This is a genomic window from Streptomyces prunicolor, assembly GCF_045162825.1.
GTDB classification, from domain to species: Bacteria; Actinomycetota; Actinomycetes; order Streptomycetales; family Streptomycetaceae; genus Streptomyces; species Streptomyces prunicolor.
In genome coordinates, this window is record NZ_CP108676.1 from 2,177,588 (window position 1) to 2,197,377 (window position 19,790).

16 protein-coding genes and 1 tRNA gene are annotated in these 19,790 nt (G+C 71.2%); 7 read left to right on the forward strand and 10 right to left on the reverse strand.

Features of this window, described 5'->3' with window-relative positions; genetic code table 11:
- Nucleotides 1–11: 11 nt before the first annotated feature.
- The gene (locus OG588_RS09755; protein ID WP_405946929.1) at nucleotides 12–1,043 is read left to right on the forward strand and encodes a PAC2 family protein; all 1,032 of its coding nucleotides are present in this window, start codon (nucleotides 12–14) and stop codon (nucleotides 1,041–1,043) included.
- 71 nt (nucleotides 1,044–1,114) lie between these two features.
- Here OG588_RS09755 and mshC read toward each other — a convergent pair whose 3' ends face one another.
- From mshC to OG588_RS09775, 4 genes are all read right to left on the reverse strand, one after another.
- Nucleotides 1,115–2,344 (reverse strand): cysteine--1-D-myo-inosityl 2-amino-2-deoxy-alpha-D-glucopyranoside ligase, encoded by a 1,230-nt coding sequence (mshC, locus tag OG588_RS09760; RefSeq protein ID WP_405946930.1) that lies wholly within the window; start codon nucleotides 2,342–2,344, stop codon nucleotides 1,115–1,117.
- Nucleotides 2,345–2,438: 94 nt separating this feature from the next.
- Nucleotides 2,439–3,257, reverse strand: coding sequence for an SCO1664 family protein (locus OG588_RS09765; protein WP_405946931.1), 819 nt, complete (start codon nucleotides 3,255–3,257; stop codon nucleotides 2,439–2,441).
- Nucleotides 3,221–3,811: a DUF3090 domain-containing protein gene (locus OG588_RS09770; RefSeq protein ID WP_405946932.1), complete on the reverse strand. Its 591-nt coding sequence runs from the start codon at nucleotides 3,809–3,811 to the stop codon at nucleotides 3,221–3,223. Before OG588_RS09770 ends, OG588_RS09765 begins: the two co-directional genes overlap by 37 nt.
- A gap of 75 nt (nucleotides 3,812–3,886) precedes the next feature.
- Complete coding sequence (locus tag OG588_RS09775) at nucleotides 3,887–4,573, reverse strand: histidine phosphatase family protein (RefSeq protein WP_405946933.1); 687 nt, start codon at nucleotides 4,571–4,573, stop codon at nucleotides 3,887–3,889.
- 173 nt (nucleotides 4,574–4,746) lie between these two features.
- Between OG588_RS09775 and corA the strand changes: the two genes are divergently transcribed.
- Nucleotides 4,747–5,745, forward strand: a complete 999-nt coding sequence (gene corA / locus OG588_RS09780; protein WP_405946934.1) for a magnesium/cobalt transporter CorA — start codon at nucleotides 4,747–4,749, stop codon at nucleotides 5,743–5,745.
- Between the two features lie 14 nt (nucleotides 5,746–5,759).
- Here corA and OG588_RS09785 read toward each other — a convergent pair whose 3' ends face one another.
- Both OG588_RS09785 and OG588_RS09790 read right to left on the reverse strand, forming a co-directional pair.
- On the reverse strand, nucleotides 5,760–6,548 hold the full coding sequence (locus OG588_RS09785) for a ferritin-like domain-containing protein (RefSeq protein ID WP_405946935.1): 789 nt from the start codon (nucleotides 6,546–6,548) through the stop codon (nucleotides 5,760–5,762).
- Nucleotides 6,549–6,784: 236 nt separating this feature from the next.
- Entirely contained in the window at nucleotides 6,785–7,840 is a 1,056-nt protein-coding gene (locus tag OG588_RS09790; RefSeq protein WP_405946936.1) for an LLM class F420-dependent oxidoreductase, read from the reverse strand.
- A 186-nt stretch (nucleotides 7,841–8,026) separates the two neighbouring features.
- Here OG588_RS09790 and OG588_RS09795 point away from each other — a divergent pair, with 186 nt between their 5' ends.
- Together OG588_RS09795 and OG588_RS09800 are read left to right on the forward strand one after the other, a co-directional pair.
- Entirely contained in the window at nucleotides 8,027–9,010 is a 984-nt protein-coding gene (locus tag OG588_RS09795) for an aldo/keto reductase (protein ID WP_026150762.1), read from the forward strand.
- A complete protein-coding gene (locus OG588_RS09800) occupies nucleotides 9,007–11,295 on the forward strand; it encodes a helix-hairpin-helix domain-containing protein (RefSeq protein ID WP_405946937.1) in 2,289 nt (762 codons plus the stop codon). Before OG588_RS09795 ends, OG588_RS09800 begins: the two co-directional genes overlap by 4 nt.
- A 100-nt stretch (nucleotides 11,296–11,395) precedes the next feature.
- Here OG588_RS09800 and OG588_RS09805 read toward each other — a convergent pair whose 3' ends face one another.
- Nucleotides 11,396–12,130 carry a hypothetical protein gene (locus OG588_RS09805; RefSeq protein WP_405946938.1) on the reverse strand — a complete coding sequence of 245 codons (735 nt, stop codon included), beginning with the start codon at nucleotides 12,128–12,130 and terminating at the stop codon, nucleotides 11,396–11,398.
- Between the two features lie 47 nt (nucleotides 12,131–12,177).
- Here OG588_RS09805 and OG588_RS09810 point away from each other — a divergent pair, with 47 nt between their 5' ends.
- Nucleotides 12,178–12,366 (forward strand): DUF5703 family protein, encoded by a 189-nt coding sequence (locus tag OG588_RS09810; protein WP_005485166.1) that lies wholly within the window; start codon nucleotides 12,178–12,180, stop codon nucleotides 12,364–12,366.
- Between the two features lie 75 nt (nucleotides 12,367–12,441).
- Here OG588_RS09810 and OG588_RS09815 read toward each other — a convergent pair whose 3' ends face one another.
- The 3 genes from OG588_RS09815 to OG588_RS09825 form a co-directional block, all read right to left on the reverse strand.
- Nucleotides 12,442–13,467 carry a chaplin gene (locus tag OG588_RS09815; RefSeq protein ID WP_405946939.1) on the reverse strand — a complete coding sequence of 342 codons (1,026 nt, stop codon included), beginning with the start codon at nucleotides 13,465–13,467 and terminating at the stop codon, nucleotides 12,442–12,444.
- A gap of 131 nt (nucleotides 13,468–13,598) precedes the next feature.
- On the reverse strand, nucleotides 13,599–13,832 hold the full coding sequence (gene chpH, locus OG588_RS09820) for a chaplin ChpH (RefSeq protein WP_019059153.1): 234 nt from the start codon (nucleotides 13,830–13,832) through the stop codon (nucleotides 13,599–13,601).
- Nucleotides 13,833–14,017: 185 nt separating this feature from the next.
- Nucleotides 14,018–15,346 (reverse strand): M20/M25/M40 family metallo-hydrolase, encoded by a 1,329-nt coding sequence (locus OG588_RS09825; RefSeq protein WP_405946940.1) that lies wholly within the window; start codon nucleotides 15,344–15,346, stop codon nucleotides 14,018–14,020.
- 199 nt (nucleotides 15,347–15,545) lie between these two features.
- On the opposite strand from OG588_RS09825, the gene OG588_RS09830 reads away from it, so the two are divergent.
- Both OG588_RS09830 and OG588_RS09835 read left to right on the forward strand, forming a co-directional pair.
- A tRNA-Leu gene (locus OG588_RS09830) sits at nucleotides 15,546–15,630 on the forward strand.
- A gap of 276 nt (nucleotides 15,631–15,906) precedes the next feature.
- Nucleotides 15,907–19,770, forward strand: coding sequence for a Pls/PosA family non-ribosomal peptide synthetase (locus OG588_RS09835; RefSeq protein ID WP_405946941.1), 3,864 nt, complete (start codon nucleotides 15,907–15,909; stop codon nucleotides 19,768–19,770).
- The last annotated feature ends 20 nt before the right edge of the window (nucleotides 19,771–19,790 follow it).

The window sequence follows — 19,790 nt, forward strand, 5'->3', positions numbered from 1 at the left end:
GGAGGCGCTGGGTGATCGAGCTGGAGGGGGTTCCCGAGCTGATCGACCCAGTGATGGTGGCCGCGTTCGAGGGCTGGAACGACGCCGGCGACGCCGCCTCCACCGCGGTCGCGCACTTGGACAGAGAGTGGAAGGGCGAGGTGTTCGCGGCGCTGGACGCCGAGGACTACTACGACTTCCAGGTCAACCGGCCCACGGTGTGGATGGACGCCGGCGTGCGAAAGATCACATGGCCGACAACACGCCTCTCGGTGGTCCGGGTCGGCGGTGAGAAGCCGCGCGACCTCGTCCTCGTCCGAGGTATCGAACCGTCCATGCGCTGGCGCTCGTTCTGCAACGAGCTGTTGGGCTTCGCGCACGAGCTGGGCGTGGAGCTGGTGGTGATCCTGGGCGCGCTGCTCGGCGACACCCCGCACACGCGTCCGGTGCCGATCAGCGGGACGACGTCGGACTCCGACCTGGCGCAGCGGATGGACCTGGAGGAGACCAAGTACGAGGGTCCCACCGGGATCGTCGGCATCCTCCAGGAGGCGTGCACGCACGCGGGCGTACCGGCCGTCTCGCTGTGGGCGGCGGTGCCGCACTACGTGTCGCAGCCTCCCAACCCGAAGGCCACCCTGGCACTGCTCAACCGCCTGGAGGACCTGATCGACGTGCGCATCCCGCTGGGCGAGCTGCCCGAGGACGCGCGCGCGTGGCAGGTCGGCGTGGACCAACTGGCCGCCGAGGACAGCGAGGTCGCCGAGTACGTGCAGACGCTGGAGGAGGCCCGCGACACCGCGGAGCTGCCGGAGGCGTCGGGCGAGGCGATCGCCCGCGAATTCGAGCGCTACCTCCGGCGCAGGGACGGCGGCGTCGGCCCGTCACCCGGTGGGCATGCCACGGCGGACGGCAGCGACAGCGCGTCGTATCTCCGGGACAACCCCGGCGGCGGCGGCCGTACGAAGCCGCAGAGACCCGCGAAACCGGAGACCGACGCGGAGCCCGAGGCCGGGCCGGATCTCGGGTCCGACTCCGAGGACGGGGACTCCTCCGAGGAGTAAGGCGTACGAGGCGTGAGAGAAGGCGGTGCGCGACACGCGCACCGCCTTCTCCGTGTTCGGCGATCGGACCGCTACAGGGCCACGCCCAACAAGGCGTCCACCGCGCGGGAGACGACGCCGGGGGCGCCCTCGTCGCTGCCGCCCCGGTCCCGCTGGACGGCCGCCCAGCGGTCGACCGCGGCGAGCGCGGCCGGGGCGTCCAGGTCGTTCGCGAGGGCTTCGCGCATCTCCTCGACGAGCTTCAGCGCGGACGGGCCGTCGGGCCGGGAGACGGCGGCACGCCACCGGCCCAGCCTGGCGACGGCGTCCGCCAGCACTCCGTCGGTCCACTCCCAGTCGGAGCGGTAGTGGTGGGCGAGCAGGGCGAGCCGGATCGCGGCCGGGTCGACGCCCTCGCGGCGCAGCGCGGAGACGAAGACGAGGTTGCCCCGGGACTTCGACATCTTCTCGCCGTCGAGGCCGACCATGCCGGCGTGGACGTACGCCTTGGCCATGGGGAACTCGCCGGTCAGCACCTGGGCGTGCGAGGCGCCCATCTCGTGGTGCGGGAAGGCGAGGTCGGAGCCGCCGCCCTGTACGTCGAAGCCCATGCCGAGGTGGTCCAGGGCAATGGCCACGCACTCGATGTGCCAGCCGGGGCGACCGCGGCCGAGCGAGCCGCCGTCCCAGCTGGGTTCGCCCTCGCGGGCGGCGAGCCAGAGCATCGGGTCGAGCGGGTTCTTCTTGCCCGGGCGGTCCGGGTCGCCGCCGCGCTCGGCGGACAGCAGGCGCATCGCGGCCGCGTCGAGGTTGGAGACCCTGCCGAAGTTCGGGTCGGACCCGACGGAGAAGTAGATGTCGCCTTCGAGGTCGTAGGCGGCACCGGCGTCCCTGAGGCGTTCGACGAGCGGCACGATGCCGGGTATCGCCTCGACCGCGCCGATGTACTGCTTCGGGGGCAGCATGCGCAGCGCGGTCATGTCCTCGCGGAAGAGCGCGGTCTCCTTCTCGGCGAGGGCGACCCAGTCGACGCCGTCGCGCTCGGCGCGCTCCAGGAGCGGGTCGTCGACGTCGGTCACGTTCTGGACATAGTGAACCTGCCGCTTGGTGTCGAGCCACACGCGCTGCACGAGGTCGAACGCGTTGTAGGTCGCCGCGTGCCCCATGTGGGTGGCGTCGTACGGCGTGATGCCGCACACGTAGATACGGGCGACGGGACCGGTGTCAGGGGTGACCAGACCGCCGGTCGCGGTGTCGTGGATCCGGAGGTCGCGGCCCTTGCCGGGAAGGGCGGGGACCTCAGAAGCGGGCCAGGCATACATGTCATGAGCGTAACCGGACGGATGTTTCGCATACGAACCGGACCAGGTCGGATGACCGGTAAGGCACTCTTGCGCAACCTTGATCGCCGTGCTCCTACACGGGCGGCCACGGAATGGCCGGCCACTCCCCACTCGGCTCGGGATGCTTCCCGCCCGCGAGCAAGGCGTCGACCCGCGCGCGCGTGGCATCGAGTTCCACGGCGGTGATCAGCTCGGCGAGCTTCGCGGCGAGCCCGCCACCGTCCCTCAGCGCCTCCCTGAGCGCCTGGAGGACCTCGACCGCCTCCGGAGTGAGCTGCTCGCCCGCCCAGCCCCACAGGAGGGTGCGCAGCTTGTTCTCGGCGTTGAACGTGACACCGTGGTCGATGCCGTAAAGCCGCCCCTCGTCGGCGGGCAACAGATGGCCGCCCTTGCGGTCGGCGTTGTTGATGACGGCGTCGAGGACGGCGAGGCGGCGCAGTCGCTCGTCGTCGGCGTGCACCAGGAGGGCCGTTTTCCCCTCGCCGACCTCGGCGAACCCGATGGCCTTCCAGCCCGGCTCGGGCTCCTCGGCGTCGACCAGGGCGAGCAGTTCGGACTCGGCCGCCGTCTCGATCCACAGCTGGCACATGCCCTCGCCGTGCGGCCCGTCGCGCAGCACGGTGGTCGGTACGAGGCCCCAGCCGGTCGCCTCGGAGACCTCGTAGGCGGCGACCTCGCGCTGGGCGAGGTTGCCGTCCGGGAAGTCCCACAACGGCCGCTCCCCGGCGACGGGTTTGTACACGCAGGACGCCTCGCGGCCCTCGTACGTCACGGAGCAGAACAGCACCGCGTTCGAGGCCTCGCGGATGCGTCCGCGTACTTTCAGCTCACCCTTGGCGAGCAGCTCGGCCGTGGTCACGCTCCGCGGCGGTATCCGTTCTGGCGCGGACATACGTGTCCTTCCGGGTCGAGCGGGAGGCTGCACAGCGGGCAGGGCGGACGGCCGGCGTTGACGACGTCGAGGGCCCGCTTGGCGAAGGCCCGGGCCTGGGCGCCGGTGAGGCGGACCCGCAGCATCGGGGGTCCGTTCTCCTCGTCCTGGAGGAGGCGCTCCTCGGCCTCGGCGAGGTCCTCGTCGGTGTCGGCGTCGAGCTCGACGAGGGCCTGCGCCTCGACGATCATGCGCTGTTCGTCACCGTCCCAGGCGAGCGCCATGGTGCCGACGCGGAACTCCTCCTCGACGGGGGTCTCCAGCGGACGGGTGTCGGAGATCTCGGTGGGGGTGACGGCCGGGACGGCCGCGCTGCCGCCACTGCGCCGTACGACCTCGTCCAGAAGCTCGTCCATGCGCTCGGCGAGCGCGGCGACCTGCGTCTTCTCCAGGGCCACGCTGGTCACCCGAGGACCGGAGGCGGCCTGGAGGAAGAACGTACGGCGCCCGGGCAGTCCGACCGTGCCGGCTACGAAGCGGTCCGGCGGGTCGTAGAGGAACACCTGACGGGACACGTCCTGTCTCCATTGGAATCGACTGCTGACAAGTGCGGCGCTACTGCGACCGCTTCACCCTACTGCGGCCGACGATCACGGTGCGCCCGCGCCGCCCCCGACCGTGGCCTCGTCGCCCGGGGGCTCCTCGCGCGGCGCCAGGGAGGCGAGATCGCCGGTGTCCCCGAGCCGTACGAGAAAAGGCCTGAGACGGGTGTAACGGATCGCTGTGATGGAACACGGTTCTACGGAGATCCGCTGGAAGAGGTCGAGATGAAGTCCGAGTGCGTCCGCTACAAGGGACTTGATGATGTCGCCGTGCGAGCACATGAGGTAGACGGCGTCGGCGCCGTGATCGCGCTCCACGCGCGCGTTCCACTCGCGTACGGCCTCGGCCGCGCGGGTCTGCATCGCGCGCATCGACTCGCCGCCGGGGAACGCCGCCGCCGAAGGGTGCGTCTGGACGACCTCCATCAGGGGCTCGTCCATGAGCTCGGCGAGCTTGCGGCCGGACCAGTCGCCGTAGTGGCACTCCCCGATCCGCTCCTCGGTGTGCGGCCGCAGCTCGGGGCGGGCGTCGAGGAGGGGCTGGAGGGTCTCCTGGCAGCGTTGCAGCGGGCTGGTGACGACCTCGGCGATCGGCAGCGCGGCGAGCCGTCCGGGGAGCGCGGCGGCCTGGGCGTTGCCGCGCTCGTCGAGGGCGACACCGGGCGTCCAGCCGGCGAGCACTCCCCCGGTGTTGGCGGTCGAACGTCCGTGCCGGACAAGGATCAACGTGGGCATGGAGCCAAGGGTAGGCGCACGCCACCCGCCGAAGGGCCGCGCCGGTGTCGAGGGGCCGAGCGCGCGGAGGCCCGAAGGGTCGAGCACGGTCGGCCCCTCGACACCGGCTTGGGCGGCCCGGAGGCGAAAATGTCAACGTGCGGCTTCGGGCGGACGGCGGGAGAATACGCACCGTGATCGTCGACTACGCCATCTACCGTGACGGACGCCGGACGGAGGGGCCCGGCGACTTCTCCGACGGCCTGGACCACTGTCGTCGTGTGGGGGGCGCCTTCGTCTGGATCGGCCTCTACGAGCCCACGGAGAAGGAGTTCGACAAGGTCACCCAGGAGTTCGGACTCCACCCGCTGGCCGTCGAGGACGCCCTGACCGCGCATCAGCGGCCCAAACTGGAGGTCTACGACGACTCGCTCTTCGTGGTCCTCAAGCCGGTGGGCTACGAGGCGGACGACGACGTCGTCAGCTCCGGCGAGGTCATGGTCTTCGTGGGCGACTCCTTCGTAGTGACGGTTCGGCACGGGGAGGAGGCTCCTCTGGCGGCCGTACGGCACCGACTTGAGGAGGAGCCGGAGATGCTGCGGCATGGTCCCACGGCGGTGCTGTACTCCATCGCGGACGCCGTGGTCGACCACTACGTGGACGTCGCGGGCGAGTTGCAGACCGACCTGGAGGAGCTGGAGGCGGCGGTGTTCTCGCCGACCGGCGGCGGCTCGCGGACCACGGCGTCGCGCATCTACACCTTCAAGCGGCAGATCCTCGAGTTCCGCCGGGCCACCGGGCCGCTGGCGATGCCACTGGCCCGGCTCGCGGGCGTCGGTCTCGCCGGGGACCGGGTGCCGTTCGTGAACGACAAGTCGCGGCCGTTCTTCCGTGACGTGAACGACCACCTGATGAAGGTCAACGAGTCCGTGGAGGGCCTGGACCGGCTGGTCTCGGACGTCCTGTCGGCGCATCTCGCGCAGACCAGCGTGCGGCAGAACGACGACATGCGGAAGATCTCCGGGTGGGCCGCCATGGCCGCCGTCCCCACGATGATCGCGGGGATCTACGGCATGAACTTCGACCACATGCCCGAGCTGCACTGGCTGTGGGGGTATCCGGCGGTGATCCTGCTGATGGCCGCCCTGGAGGTGCTGCTGTACCGGACGTTCAAGCGGCGCGGCTGGCTGTAGGGCGACGTTAGGGCTCAGGCGAACTCGGGTGCCGCGGTGGCCGGTCCGCCGAGCGCGTCGCGTCGTTCCGGCATCCTCAGGGACACCATCCGCCGCCAGCCGCCGAGTCGTTCGTACGCGTACACGGCGTGGATGCCCGCTGCCAAGGCCGCCGACTTGGCGCGCGGCCAGCCGAGGACACGTCCCATGTGGGCCATCACCGCGAGGCTGACGTCCCGGTAGATCCGGATCTCCGCCAACGCGCACTCGCGCAGCGTCCGTTGGATGGCGCGGCCGTGTCCGGCGGCGGCGAAGCGCAGCAACTCCTCGTGGCAGTAGGCGAGATGGTTGTCCTCGTCGTTCGAGATCATCCGTACCGCGCGGCCGAGGTCGGGGTGGTCGGCGAAGTGTTCGCGCAGCAGGTCCATCTGCTCGGAAGCGCGCTGTTCGGTGACCCGGCTGTGCGCGAAGTAGGTGACGACGTCCTGGACGGTCAGCGCGCTCTCGCCCTTGAGCTTCTCGTGCGCGAGGCCGATGCCGTTCCGCTCCAGGAGCGTCGTGTAGTCGGTGTCTGCGGGCACCGGGACGGGTTCGAGGCCGCGCTTCTTTAGAAGGGCGTTGAAAATGCGCCCGTGCTTGTCCTCGTCGGCGCCGTGCCGGCTGATCTTGGGGGCGAGGTCGCGTTCGGCCGGCGGGACGAGCACGGCGATGCGCCCGTTCTCCCAGCCGCCCTGGGACTCGCCGCTGGCCGCGATGGAGCAGAACAGCCGGAAGGACTCGTCGTTGTCGAGGATCTCCTGGAACAGGCTCTTGGCCGAAAGCATCTGAAGGCACCTCCACACAGGATTCCGCCGCATTCCGCAAAGAACGAGTCAAATGCGACGAGAAAGGTGCCGCAACAGCACTGTCGGACAACTCCGCCAAAAGGAGGACTACGGATGTCCCGTCGGAGGCGTAACCGCACGGGCTGCCGCGCGTTGTTCCCCGTGACGGCCGTGGCGGGGAAGACCCCCCGAGCCCCCACCACGGCCGTAGAAAACTTCCGTACGGCAGCGTCCCGTCACGCGAGACCCGCGCGCTCCAGTGCCTCGGTTCCGGCGCGGAGCGCGGCGATCCGTTCCTCCAGGGTCCAGCCCGCCGGGGCTAGCGTCAGGGTGGTGACACCGGCCGCCGCGTACTCCTTCATCCGGTCCGCGATGCGGTCCACGGAGCCCAGCAGCGTCGTCTTGTCGATCAGGTCGTGCGGGATGGCGGCCGCGGCGCCTTCCTTGTCGCCTGCCAGGTACTTGTCCTGGATCTCGGCGGCGGCCGCCTCGAAGCCCATGCGCTGGGCCAGCTTGTTGTAGAAGTTCTGCTGCCGGCTGCCCATGCCGCCGACGTACAGCGCGGTGTACGGGCGGAAGGTGTCGGCGAGCGTCGTCACGTCCTTGTCCTCGCCGAAGGCGAGCGGGACAGTCGGGACGATGTCGAAGCCCTCCAGGGTCTTGCCTGCCTTCTCGCGCCCGGCCCGCAGGTGCCTGATGGCGGTGTCCTCCAGGTGCTCGGCGGACGGGAAGATGAGCAGCGCGCCGTCGGCGATCTCGCCGGTCTGCTCCAGGTTCTTCGGGCCGATCGCCGCGATGTAGAGCGGGATGTGCTCGCGCTCCGGGTGCACGGTCAGCTTGAGAGGCTTGCCCGGGCCGCCGGGCAGCGGGAGCGTCCAGTGCTCGCCGTCGTAGGACAGGCGCTCGCGGGTCATCGCCTTGCGGACGATCTCGACGTACTCACGCGTGCGTGCCAGCGGCTTGTCGAACTTGACGCCGTACCAGCCCTCGGAGACCTGCGGGCCCGAGACGCCGATACCGAGGCGGAAGCGGCCGCCGGAGAGCGAGTCGAGGGTCGCGGCGGTCATCGCGGTCATCGCGGGCTGGCGGGCCGGGATCTGGAAGATGGCCGAGCCGACGTCGATGCGCTCGGTCTGCGCGGCGACCCAGGTGAGCACGGTGGCCGCGTCGGAGCCGTAGGCCTCGGCGGCCCAGCACACCGAGTAGCCGAGGCGGTCGGCCTCCTGCGCCACGGCGAGATTGTCGCCGTCCATTCCGGCACCCCAGTAGCCGAGGTTGATCCCGAGCTGCATGGCAGACCCCTTACCGATCAGTAACGTCGCTGTTGTGCCGACCCTAGCGCGAGGTGCTCCGGGCGGACAGGACGGGTGCCGGTGAGTGATCACGGAGCGTGCCGTGGGACGGACTGTGGATCATCGTGGAAATCGGTTATCCACAGGCCACCACACCGCAGGTTCAGGCCAGTAATCTCGGCGTTCATGGAGCAGAGGCATCTCGGCCGTACCGGCCTTCGTGTGTCCCGGATCGGACTCGGCACCCTCACATGGGGGCGCGACACCGACGAGCACGACGCCGCGGACCTGTTGAAGGCGTTCTGGGAGGCCGGCGGCACCCTCGTCGACACGGCGGACGTGTACGGCGACGGGGAGGCCGAGTATCTGCTCGGACAGCTCATAGAAGGGCTCGTGCCGCGCCGGGACCTGGTCATCTCGACGAAGGCGGGGAGCGTACCCGACCCCGACCGCCGCTTCGACGGCTCGCGCGGCCATCTGCTCGCCGCGCTGGACGCCTCGCTGGCCCGCCTCGGCACGGACTACGTCGACGTGTGGCACATCCACGCCTTCGACCCGTTCACGCCGCTGGAGGAGACCCTCCAGGCCCTCGACCTGGCCGTCAGCAGCGGACGGGCGCGCTACGCGGGCGTCTCGAACTACTGCGGCTGGCAGCTGGCCAAGGCGGCGACCTGGCAGCTGGCGGCGCCGGGCACGCGGACACGGTTGGCGAGCACGCAGCTGGAGTACTCGCTGCTCCAGCGGGGCGTGGAGCGTGAGGTGTTGCCGGCCGCGCTCGATCTGGGCATCGGGCTGCTGCCCTCCTCACCGCTCGGGCGCGGGGTCCTCACCGGCAAGTACCGGCACGCGACCCCGGCCGACTCGCGCGGCGCCTCGGAGCACATGGCGCCGTTCGTCGCCCCGTACCTCGACGACACGGCGACGCGCATCGTGGACGCGGTGACCATCGCCGCTGACGGGCTCGCCGTGACGCCGCTCCAGGTCGCCCTCGCCTGGGTCCGCGACCGGCCCGGGGTGGCCGCCCCGATCGTCGGCGCGCGCAACGCGCACCAGCTCACGGCCGCATTGTCAGTGGAGGCGCTTAGTCTTCCTGACGAGATCTGCCGAGCGCTCGACGATGTGTCGGCGCCTCTGCACCGCTATCCCGATCACGACTGGAGCACGCTGTGAGCACGGACCCGGAGACCACGGAGACCTCGCCGGCCGAGGACACGGGCACGGACGCCGTGGAAGGCGCCGAAGGCACAGGTGAGCATGCGGCTGCGGAGAGCACCGCGGACGCCGTGGAAGGCGGCGAGGGCACGGCCGCCGAGGACGCCGAGGGCACCGGTGAGGCCAAGGCCGAGGCCGCCGCCCCCGAACTGTCCGAGGCCGCCGCCGAGTTGCTGGCCCAGAAGCTGGAGCGGGAGCGGATCGAGCGGCGGAAGGCGGAGAAGGCCGGGCCCATCGTGGCCGGGGCCAAGCTCAGTGGGACGGCCGCCGAACTACTCGCGGCGGTACGGGCGGTGGAGAGCGGCGAGAAGCCCGTGGCCATCCCCTCAGCCAAGCCGGAGCCCGCCCCACGCCCGTCCGCCGCCCCCGAGGCGGTGCGGCGGCCCCAGCCCGTCGCGACCGAGCCCGGCGCCCCCGCGACCGAGACCGTCGAGTCCGTACGGCGGGTGCTGGCCGAGGGCGGCGCGCCCGAGACGCTGGCGGCACAGGTCGCGGCGGCGCTCGGCGAGGGCGCGGACGACCAACTCCGCGAGGATCCCTGGCAGTTGCTGCGCGTCCCGGGGGTGCGGCCCGAACAGGCCGACGGGTTCGCGCGGGCGCTGCTCGGCGCCGAGTGCGCGCCGGACGACGAGCGGCGGGGCCGCGCGGTCATCGGCTGGCTCTTGGAGCAGGCGGCCCTGGCCGGTCATACGGCCCTGGAGGCATCGGCGTTGACGGCCGCGCTGGCCAAGCAGGGCGTGCCCGACCCGGACGCGGCGACGCAGAGCGCCATCGCCGAGGGTGAAGTGCTGGTCTTCCAGGACGCATTGGACGAGCCCGCGGTCCCGGTGCAGCGCACGGCCGATGCGTCCGATGCGTCCGATGCGTCCGACGAGGACGCTGAGGAGGTCGAGGAGCGTCCGGTCCGCGTCCTGATCGGCCTGGAGCGGTACGCGCTCGCCGAGGAGAGCCTCGCCGACGGACTCGCCAAGCTGATCAACTCGGTGCCGAAGGAGGACGGTTCGGCGGCGGAGTGGGAGCAGGCCGGTGCCGCCAAGGGGTCCACCGGCGAGCTGATCCGCGCGGTCGCGGGCCACGGGCTGGTGCTCCACACCGGCGGGGAGGCGTCCCTGGCGGAACCGGCGGCGCTGCTCCGCGCGGCGGCGGGTTTCGGCTTGCGCGCCTGGGCCGCCACCCATGGTCCGGTCGGGCGGGATCGGTTCGCCGCGTTGCTGGCCCAGGCCGGTGAGCCGGAGAGGGATGCGCCGGAAGGGGGTGAGCCGGACAGCCCCGCCCCGGGTGACGGCCCTCGCGCGACCACCGTCGCCGGGCTGCTGTCCGGTGCCGAAGGCCCCGGGCGGGACGTGGACGGCGCCCTCGACCTGGATCTCCTCGTCGTGCTGGACGCGCCTCAACTGGACGTGGAGACGGCGGCGTTGCTCACCGAGTCGCTGCCGGACGGGGCCCGGCTGGTGCTGGCCGGAGACCCGGCGGTGTTGTGGTCGGCAGGTGCCGGGCGCGTCTTCGCCGATCTGCTCGCGTCGAAGGCCTGCCCCCAGGTCGTCTCGCGGCGCCCTGACCTCGGTCCCGTGGGCGAACTCGTCTCGGGCATCGGCATCGGCGAGCTCAACCAGGTGGAGGCACCCGGCAAGGAGGTCGTGATCGTGCCGGTGCGCGACGCCGGTGAGGCAGTGCACCGGACCGTGCAGCTCGTCGCCGACTCGGTGCCGCGCGTGATCGGCGTCCCGGCCGAGCAGACGGTGGTGATCACGCCGGGCCATGGCGGTGCGGCCGGCACCCGTGCCCTCAACGTGGCGCTGAAGGAGCGGCTCAACCCCGGCCCCGGCCGCTTCGGCGGCTTCGACCCCGGGGACCGGATCGCGTACTCCCCCACCCCGGGGCGTACGGTTCCCGGCCGGGTGGTGAACGCCGACGCCGAGGGGCTGCACCTTGAGTGCGCCGGCAGCCCCGTCGTCGTACCGAAGGAGCGGGTCGAGCAGTCCGTGCGGCACGGGTGGGCGCTGACCGCGCACCAAGCCGTGGGGGTGCGGTGGCCCGCGGTGGTCGTGGTGCTGCCCGGGGACGCGGCGCAGGCGCTCAGCAGGCCCTGGGTGTACACGGCGTTCAGCCGCGCCGACCGGCATCTGTCCGTGGTGCACGGTGTGGACCAGGCGCTGCCCCGGGCCGTTGCCGAGGTCCCGGCCAAGCCGCGGACGACGCGGTTGCCGGTGCTGCTGCGACCGCAGGTCCCGGCGGAGGTCTGAGCCCGGACCGCAGTGGACGACAGACGGCGGCGGTCACCGAGGGAATCAATTCCTCGGTCACCGCCGCCGTCGTTGTCGCAACAGCCGGACGCGGCGCGGCTCAGCGGTCCGCTTCCAGCGCCTCCAGGTCCTCGTCCTCGTCGAGATCGGCGTCGAGGTCGGGATCGAGTTCGTCCTCGATCTCCTCCTCGGCCTCGTCCACCTCGTCGATGTCGTCCAGCTCGTCGTTGATCTCGTCGTCGAAGACCGCGCTGACGTCGAAGCGGCACACCACCCGCTGCGGATCGACACCCTCGAAGGGGGCCTCCAGCCAGGCACCGGGTTCGGCCGTCTCGTCGGCGGCGGTCACCCACAGCGTGGAGTCGCCCTCCTCCAGCCCGAACTCCTTGGGCCGGGAGGCGATCTCGTCCGCCTCGAACTCGTCGAAAAGAATGCCGAGCGCACCGTGGATCGTGCCGGAGGCCTCCGTGCCCATGCCGTCGCCGACCGCCGCCTCGACCCGCTGCGCCTGGGCCAGCAGCCGCTGCGGCTCCGCCACCGCGTAGTCGCGGCGGATCAGCACGCTCACCGCGTTCGGCTCCTCGGGGCCGGTGTACGGCGGCAGGGAGTCGTCGGTACCGGGGATCTCGAAAGGCGTGACCTCGTCATAACGGTCGTAGAGCAGCTCGTCGTAGACCTCGGCGGCCGCGGCGAGCTGGTTGAACGCCTCGTAGACGGCCGGGTCGTCCTCCCCCGACCGGCCTTCGACCGCGGCCAGGTGGCGGTCGAGCGCGGTCTTGACCGCCTCGGCGGCGGCGCGTACCTCGGCAGCGGTGGGCTGCGCAGCATCAGACATAGTGCAGACGCTATCCGTACCGGGGCTCTGCCCGCACAATAGATGCGATGCCGGAATACGAATTTGTCGACGTGTACGTACCGCGCGGGGTCTCCCGCAAGGACGCCACACGTCTGCTGACGGACCATGCCGAGTACGGACACTGGGAATTGGACCGACTGAGCCTGCTGCGCGACGGCAGTCGCAGGGTGCGGCTGCGCCGGCGGATCATCCGCCAGGTGCGCGCCACGTGGTGAGCTGAGCCGGGCGAAACGGAGCGGGCCCCGACAGTGCGGGGCCCCTCCGTCGCGCAGATCACATGGTCCCGGGAGCTACAGGGACGCCCGCGCCTTGCGGTACAGCACCGCGCCCGCGAGCAGCGCGCCCGCGCCGACCGGCAACGCGAGGCCCAGCGGCAGTTCGCTACCGGTGTGCGCGAGCTGCGCACCGCCCGGGGTCTGGACGGCGGACTGCGCGCCGGGCTGGGTCACGTGCGCGGAACCGGTCGGCGTGTGAACGCCCTTGATCGGCGAGGTGCCTGGTGAGGTGGGGTGGGTGGGCGTACCCGGGTGACTCGGCGTTCCGGGGTGACTCGGGGTCCCCGGCGGAGTCGTACCGTGGCCGCCGCCCGGGTGGTGACCGTGATGGCCCTCGCCCGGAGGGGTCCCGTGGTGACCGCCGCCGTGATGACCGCCGCCGCCAGGAGGCGTCCCGTGGTCATGGCCGCCGCCGTGATGTCCGCCCCCTCCCGGAGGCGTCCCGTGATGACCACCCCCGTGGTGCCCGCCGCCGCCAGGAGGCGTCCCGTGGTCATGGCCGCCGCCGTTCCAACTCCCCCCGTTGGCACAGTCGTTGCCGGTGACGCCGTTGCCGACACCGATGACGTCGACGCTGTTGCCGCACACGTTCACCGGTACGTCGATCGGTACCTGGACGTGGTTGCCGGAGCCGACGCCGGGTGAGCCGGAGGCGTGTCCGCCGGTGTGCGAGCCCCCTGAGCCGCCGTGCGCGCCGTGTCCGCCGGAGCCACCATGCCCACCGGAGCCGCCCGAGTCGCCGTAACCACCGGACGAGCCGTGACCCCCCGAACCCCCATGGCCGGTACCACTGCCCCCGCCCTGGTTGGCGCACTTGTTGCCGACCGCCGGGTTCAGGATCCCGACCACGTTCACGGTGTTGCCGCAGACGTTGACCGGCACATGCACCGGTGCCTGCACGGTGTTGCCGGACAGTACGCCGGCCGAGTCCGAACTGGAGCCGCTCGCGCCCGAGTCGGCGTGGGCGACACCGCCCGCGGCGGCGATCACCCCGGTCGCGGCCGCCACGGTCAGCAAGCTCTTTCGAGTGACCTGTCGCATTACTGAATTCCCCCCTGCCTTCAATCCTGACTGAATTCGTCGCGCGATTTCTCGCACAAAGACCGTCGGCCCCGGAGCGCATGGCGCGCGCTCCGGGGCCGAGGATGTGGTCACCCCTCAGAGGGACGACGTCACTTGTTGACGCAGGTGTTGCCGAAGGCGGGGTTCAGCAGACCGATCACCGAGATCGTGTTGCCGCACACGTTCACCGGGACGTGCACGGGAACCTGGATGACGTTGCCGGAAACAACACCCGGGGAGTGCACAGCGGCACCCTGAGCGCCCGAGTCGGCGACGGCCAGACCCGCACCCGCGAGAACCAGGCCACCGGTGGCAGCCGCAGCGGCGACGACCTTCTTGATCATTATTCCTCCTTGTTGGCAAAAGCGATCTCGTGTTGCCGATCGCATCACCTGTAACGAGGAGGGAGTAATGGAGCTACGAGCTTATGAGCACATTCACCCGTCCCAGTGGATTCCGTACGCGCGGCCGAATTCCGGCGTCAACCGACGTCGACCGGTGTTTCCGGACGCACCTTCAGGACGCGCCTTCAGGACGCGTCGATGAACCGGTCCAGCACCCGCACCCCGAACTTCAGCCCCTCCACCGGCACCCGCTCGTCGACCCCGTGGAACATCCCCGCGAAGTCCAGCTCCGGCGGCAGCTTGAGGGGCGCGAAGCCGAAGCCGCGGATACCCAGGTCGTCGAAGGACTTCGCGTCCGTACCGCCGGAGAGCATGTACGGGATCGCCTTCGCGGTCGGGTCCTCGGCGAGCAGCGAGGACTGCATGGCCTCGACCAGTGGCCCGTCGAAGGAGGTCTCCAGGGCCTTGTCGGAGTGCGTGCCCTCACGCTTCACGTTCGGCCCGAGGATCCGGTCGAGGTCGGCGAAGAACTCCTCCTTGTACCCGGGCAGGAACCGCCCGTCGACGTGCGCGGTGGCCTCGCCGGGGATGACGTTGACCTTGTAACCGGCGTTCAGCTGCGTCGGGTTGGCGGTGTTGCTGAGGGTCGCGCCGATGAGCTTGGCGATGCCGCCGAGCCGCTTGAGCGTGGCCTCCATGTCCTCGGGGTCGAGCTGGGTGCCGAGCGCGTCGCCCAGTTCGTCGAGGAAGGCGCGCGTCGTCTTCGTGACCCGTACCGGGAACTTGTGCCGGCCGATCCGGGCGACCGCCTCCGACAGCTCGGTGATCGCGTTGTCCCGGTGGATCATCGACCCGTGCCCGGCGGTACCGGCCACGGTCAGCTTCATCCAGTGCATGCCCTTCTCGGCCGTCTGGATCAGGTAGAGCCGCCGCTCCTCGCTCACCGTGAACGAGAACCCGCCGACCTCGCTGATGCCCTCGGTGACGCCGTCGAACAGCTCGCGGTGGTTGTCGACGAGGTGCCGCGCACCGTACGTACCGCCCGCCTCCTCGTCCGCGAGGAAGGCGACCACGATGTCGCGCGGGGGCCGGCGCCCGCTGCGCAGCCGGTCACGGACGACCGCCAGGGTCATCGCGTCCATGTCCTTCATGTCGACCGCGCCGCGCCCCCACACACACCCGTCCGCGACCTCGCCGGAGAAGGGGGGGTGGTGGGTCCAGTCCGCCGCGTTCGCCGGTACGACGTCCAGGTGGCCGTGGATGAGGAGCGCGGGCCGGGACGGGTCCGTGCCCTCGATCCGGGCCACCGTGGAGGCGCGTCCCGGGTGCGACTCGAAGATCTTCGGTTCGAGGCCCACCTCGGCGAGCTGCTCGGCGACGTACTCGGCCGCCTTGCGCTCACCCGGGCCCGAGTGGTCGCCGTAGTTGCTGGTGTCGATCCGGATCAGCTCGCGGCAGAGGTCCACGACCTCGTCCTCACCGGTGACGCCCTTGGCCGTGTCCGTGTCGCTCACGCTGCTTCCTCCCACTGTCACTGCTGGTGGTCCTCCCCCATCCTCTCTCTCCGTCGCACCTCACCCCAAGGGCGGTCCCGGCCCGTCACACGCCGTTCACGCGGGACGCGAGTGGGAACAGGGGGTGATCGGCCACCCCTGGAAGCCTGGTAATGTTTCCTTCGTCGTCGCGGGGGAAACCACGCGCGACAGACACCTTGTCCGGGTGGCGGAATGGCAGACGCGCTAGCTTGAGGTGCTAGTGCCCTTTATCGGGCGTGGGGGTTCAAGTCCCCCCTCGGACACATCGCAGGCGAGGGCCGCGACCACCAAGGTCGCGGCCCTCGCCGCATTTGTGGGGGATGTCTCCTTCGCTCGAAGATCACCAGGTCAGAGCGTTGCCGGACGCTCACGGAGCGCCCCCGTTCGGCTCCCCCGAGTGGCCGTCGGCAGGCCAGGAGCCTAGCGTCGTACTAAAATTTCCGGCTTGTTACGGAACGGAGCTGGAGCTGGACAACCCCAGGCATACCTGCGGGCCCGCCAGCACCCCGGAAGTTACCGGGTTCGAGACGCGAGGACCGATGGCAGCCATACACGAGAGCAGTGCTCTCGGGCTCGACGAAGAGATCCGCACACAGTTCGGCGATACGGCACGTTTCTCCGCGGCGCCCGCCGCCTCGGCCCGCACCCTTGTCGACATCCTCGACGCGTCGGTGCGGTCGTATCCCGACGAGCTCGCCCTGGACGACGGCACCGTCCGCCTCACCTACCGTGCGCTGGCCGTCGAGGTGGAGACCCTGCGCCGCACCCTGGCCGCGGCCGGTGTCGGCCTCGGCGACCGGGTCGGCGTGCGCGTCCCGTCCGGGACGAACGACCTCTACATCGCGATCCTCGCCGTACTCGCCGCCGGTGCCGCCTACGTCCCCGTGGACGCCGAGGACCCGGACGAGCGGGCCGAGCTGGTGTTCGGCGAGGCCGACGTACGGGCCGTCATCGGCGCCGAGCACGCGCTGACCGTCCTCGGGCACAGTGACGCCCCGGCCGCCCGGCCCGGTGTCGAGCAGGACGCGTGGATCATCTTCACCTCCGGCTCCACCGGCAAGCCCAAGGGCGTCGCCGTCACCCACCGCAGCGCGGCGGCCTTCGTCGACGCCGAGGCGGCACTGTTCCTCACCGAGGACCCCATCGGTCCGGGTGACAGGGTCATGGCGGGGCTGTCCGTCGCCTTCGACGCGTCCTGCGAGGAGATGTGGCTGGCCTGGCGCTACGGCGCCTGCCTGGTGCCCGTGCCGCGCTCCCAGGTCCGCAGCGGCGCCGACCTCGGCCCCTGGCTGGTCGACCAGGACATCAGCGTCGTCTCGACCGTGCCGACCCTGGCCTCCCTCTGGGAGCCGGAGGCGCTCAACGACGTACGCCTGCTGATCTTCGGTGGTGAGGCCTGCCCGCCCGAGCTGGTGCAGCGGCTGGTCACCGAGGGCCGCGAGGTCTGGAACACGTACGGACCGACCGAGGCGACCGTCGTGGCCTGCGCCTCCCTGATGACCGGCGACGAGCCGATCCGTATCGGACTCCCCCTGAACGGCTGGGAGTTGGCCGTCGTCGACGAGGCCGGGGTGCCCGTACCGATGGGCAGCAGTGGGCAGTTGGTGATCGGCGGGGTCGGCCTCGCCCGCTACCTCGACCCCGAGAAGGACGCGGAGAAGTACGCGCCGCTTGAGTCCCTCGGCTGGGAACGGGCCTACCGCAGCGGTGACTTGGTCAAGGCCGAGCCCGAGGGTCTGATCTTCCTCGGCCGCGCCGACGAGCAGATCAAGCTCGGCGGACGCCGGATCGAACTCGGCGAGGTCGACGCGGCCCTCCAGGCACTGCCCGGAGTCGCGGGTGCGGCTGCCGCCGTACGGACCGCGCGCAGCGGCAACCAACTCCTCGTCGGCTACGTCGTCACCCAGGAAGGGTGGGACCAGGCCGCCGCCGTCGAAAAGCTGCGGGCCGAACTGCCCGCCGCCCTCGTGCCGTTGATCGCCCCGGTCGAGGACCTCCCGACCCGCACCTCCGGCAAGGTCGACCGCAACGCACTGCCCTGGCCGCTCGAAGGCCTGGAGACCGACGGCGCCAAGGAGCAGCTCTACGGCACGGAGGCCTGGCTCGCGGAGCAGTGGGCCGAGGTGCTCGGCATCCCCGTGAGCAGCGCGGCCGACGACTTCTTCGCGATCGGCGGAAGCAGCCTGGCCGCCGCCCAGTTGACGACACGGCTGCGCACCCGGTACCCGAGCGCGGCCGTCCTCGACATCTACCAGCAGCCGACCCTGCGCAAGTTGGCCCGCCACCTCGAAGACTCGGCGCAGGGCGACGGCACCGCGCGCGTGATCGCGCCGGTCCCGACCCGCGCCAAGGTGATCCAACTCCTCGCGCTCGTCCCCCTGTTCACGCTCGTCGGCCTGCGCTGGACGGTGGCACTGGCCGCGCTCGGCAATGTGCTGTCCGGCTACGCGTGGCTGCCGACCGCCTCCTGGTGGCTGGTCGGCGCCGGTGCGCTGCTGCTCTTCAGCCCGCCCGGGCGGCTCGCGATCGCCGCGGGCGGTGCGCGACTGCTGCTGCGTGGCGTGAAGCCGGGTCGCTACGACCGTGGTGGCAGCGTGCACCTGCGGCTGTGGGCGGCGGAGCGGCTGGCCGAGTTCAGCGGGGCGACCTCGCTGACGGGCTCGTGGCTGGAGCGGTACGCACGCGCCCTCGGCGCCAAGATCGGGCCGGACGTCGACCTGCACTCCCTCCCGCCGGTCACCGGCATGCTCAAGCTGGGCCGCGGTGCCGCGGTCGAGTCGGAGGTGGACCTGTCCGGCTACTGGCTGGACGGCGACCGCCTGGAGATCGGCCCGGTCAAGGTCGGCGCGCATGCCGTCGTCGGCACGCGCAGCATGCTGTTCCCCGGTGCCCGGGTGGGCAAGCGGGCCGAGGTGGCGCCGGGTTCGGCCGTCACCGGCACGGTCCCGACCGGCCAGCGCTGGGCGGGCGCGCCCGCGGTCAAGCTCGGCAAGGCCAAGCGCAACTGGCCCAAGCAGCGCCCGCAGCGGGGCACGTACTGGCGGGTGATGTACGGCGTGACGGGCTTCGCGCTCACCATGCTCCCCGTGGTCTCCGGGGCCGTAGCACTGCTGATGGCGAGCGCGTTCATCGCGCCCGGTGACGGTCTCGGCGAGGCCCTGCGGGGCGCGGCGATCGCCTTGGTCCCGGCGACGCTCGCCTTCGGGCTGACGTACGCGCTGCTGATTCTGATCGGTGTACGGCTGCTCAGCCTGAGGCTGCGCGAGGGTACGCACCCGACGCACAGCCGGATCGGCTGGCAGGCGTGGACCGTGACACAACTGATGGACCTCTCGCGCGAGACCCTTTTCCCGCTGTACGCCGGGCTGGTCACGCCGGTGTGGCTGCGGCTGCTCGGGATGCGGATCGGGCGGGGCGCCGAGGTGTCGACCGTGCTCGCGCTGCCGAGCCTGACGACCGTCGGTGAGGGTGCGTTCCTGGCCGACGACACGTTGACCGCGCCGTACGAACTCGGTGGCGGCTGGGTGCACATCGGGCGGGCCGAGATCGGGCGGCGGGCGTTCCTCGGGAACTCCGGGATGACCGCGCCCGGGCGGAGCGTGCCGGACGGCGGGCTCGTCGGGGTGTTGTCGGCGACGCCGAAGAAGGCGAAGAAGGGCACGTCGTACCTGGGGCTGCCGCCGGTGAAGCTGCCGCGCAGCACGAGCGGCGGCGACCAGAGCCGGACCTACGACCCGCCGGCCAAGCTGCTGTGGGCGCGCGGTCTGGTCGAGCTGTGCCGGATCGTGCCGGTGTTCTGCTCGGCCGGTCTTGCCGTGCTGACGGTGGCCGCACTGTGTGCGCTGGGGGTGTGGGCGCCGCTGCTGTCGGGGCTCGTGCTGCTGGCCGTGGGTGCGCTGGCCGGGCTGATCTCGATCATCGCCAAGTGGACCCTCGTGGGGCGGCACCGCGGTGCCGAGCACCCACTGTGGAGCGGTTACGTGTGGCGCAACGAGCTGGCGGACACCTTCGTCGAGGTCGTGGCGGTGCCGTGGCTGGCCGGTTCGGTGCCGGGTACTCCGGTGCTGACGGCCTGGCTGCGCGGGCTCGGCGCGCACATCGGCAAGGGTGTCTGGGTGGAGAGCTACTGGCTGCCGGAGACCGACCTGGTGACCCTGGAGGACGCCACGACGGTGAACCGCGGCTGTGTGCTCCAGACCCACCTCTTCCACGACCGGATCTTGCGGACGGATACTGTGGTCCTCCGTGAGGGCGCGACGCTGGGTCCTGGCGGAATCGTCCTGCCCGGCAGCGAGGTCGGGGCGCGCACCACTCTGGGCCCCGCATCGCTCGTGATGGCGGCGGAGTCCGTCCCGGACGACACCCGCTGGCTGGGCAATCCGATCGAGTCATGGCGACCCTGAACACAGGTCACGCGGCGTCG

Coding starts and splice junctions, on each gene's coding strand:
- OG588_RS09775 (WP_405946933.1), bottom strand. CDS start 4,573: ATGCCCACGTTGATCCTTGTCCGGCACGGACGTTCGACCGCCAACACC.
- OG588_RS09785 (WP_405946935.1), bottom strand. CDS start 6,548: ATGCTTTCGGCCAAGAGCCTGTTCCAGGAGATCCTCGACAACGACGAG.
- OG588_RS09805 (WP_405946938.1), bottom strand. CDS start 12,130: ATGTCTGATGCTGCGCAGCCCACCGCTGCCGAGGTACGCGCCGCCGCC.
- OG588_RS09815 (WP_405946939.1), bottom strand. CDS start 13,467: ATGCGACAGGTCACTCGAAAGAGCTTGCTGACCGTGGCGGCCGCGACC.
- OG588_RS09790 (WP_405946936.1), bottom strand. CDS start 7,840: ATGCAGCTCGGGATCAACCTCGGCTACTGGGGTGCCGGAATGGACGGC.
- OG588_RS09795 (WP_026150762.1), top strand. CDS start 8,027: ATGGAGCAGAGGCATCTCGGCCGTACCGGCCTTCGTGTGTCCCGGATC.
- OG588_RS09835 (WP_405946941.1), top strand. CDS start 15,907: ATGGCAGCCATACACGAGAGCAGTGCTCTCGGGCTCGACGAAGAGATC.
- OG588_RS09810 (WP_005485166.1), top strand. CDS start 12,178: ATGCCGGAATACGAATTTGTCGACGTGTACGTACCGCGCGGGGTCTCC.
- mshC (WP_405946930.1), bottom strand. CDS start 2,344: ATGTATGCCTGGCCCGCTTCTGAGGTCCCCGCCCTTCCCGGCAAGGGC.
- chpH (WP_019059153.1), bottom strand. CDS start 13,832: ATGATCAAGAAGGTCGTCGCCGCTGCGGCTGCCACCGGTGGCCTGGTT.
- OG588_RS09765 (WP_405946931.1), bottom strand. CDS start 3,257: ATGTCCGCGCCAGAACGGATACCGCCGCGGAGCGTGACCACGGCCGAG.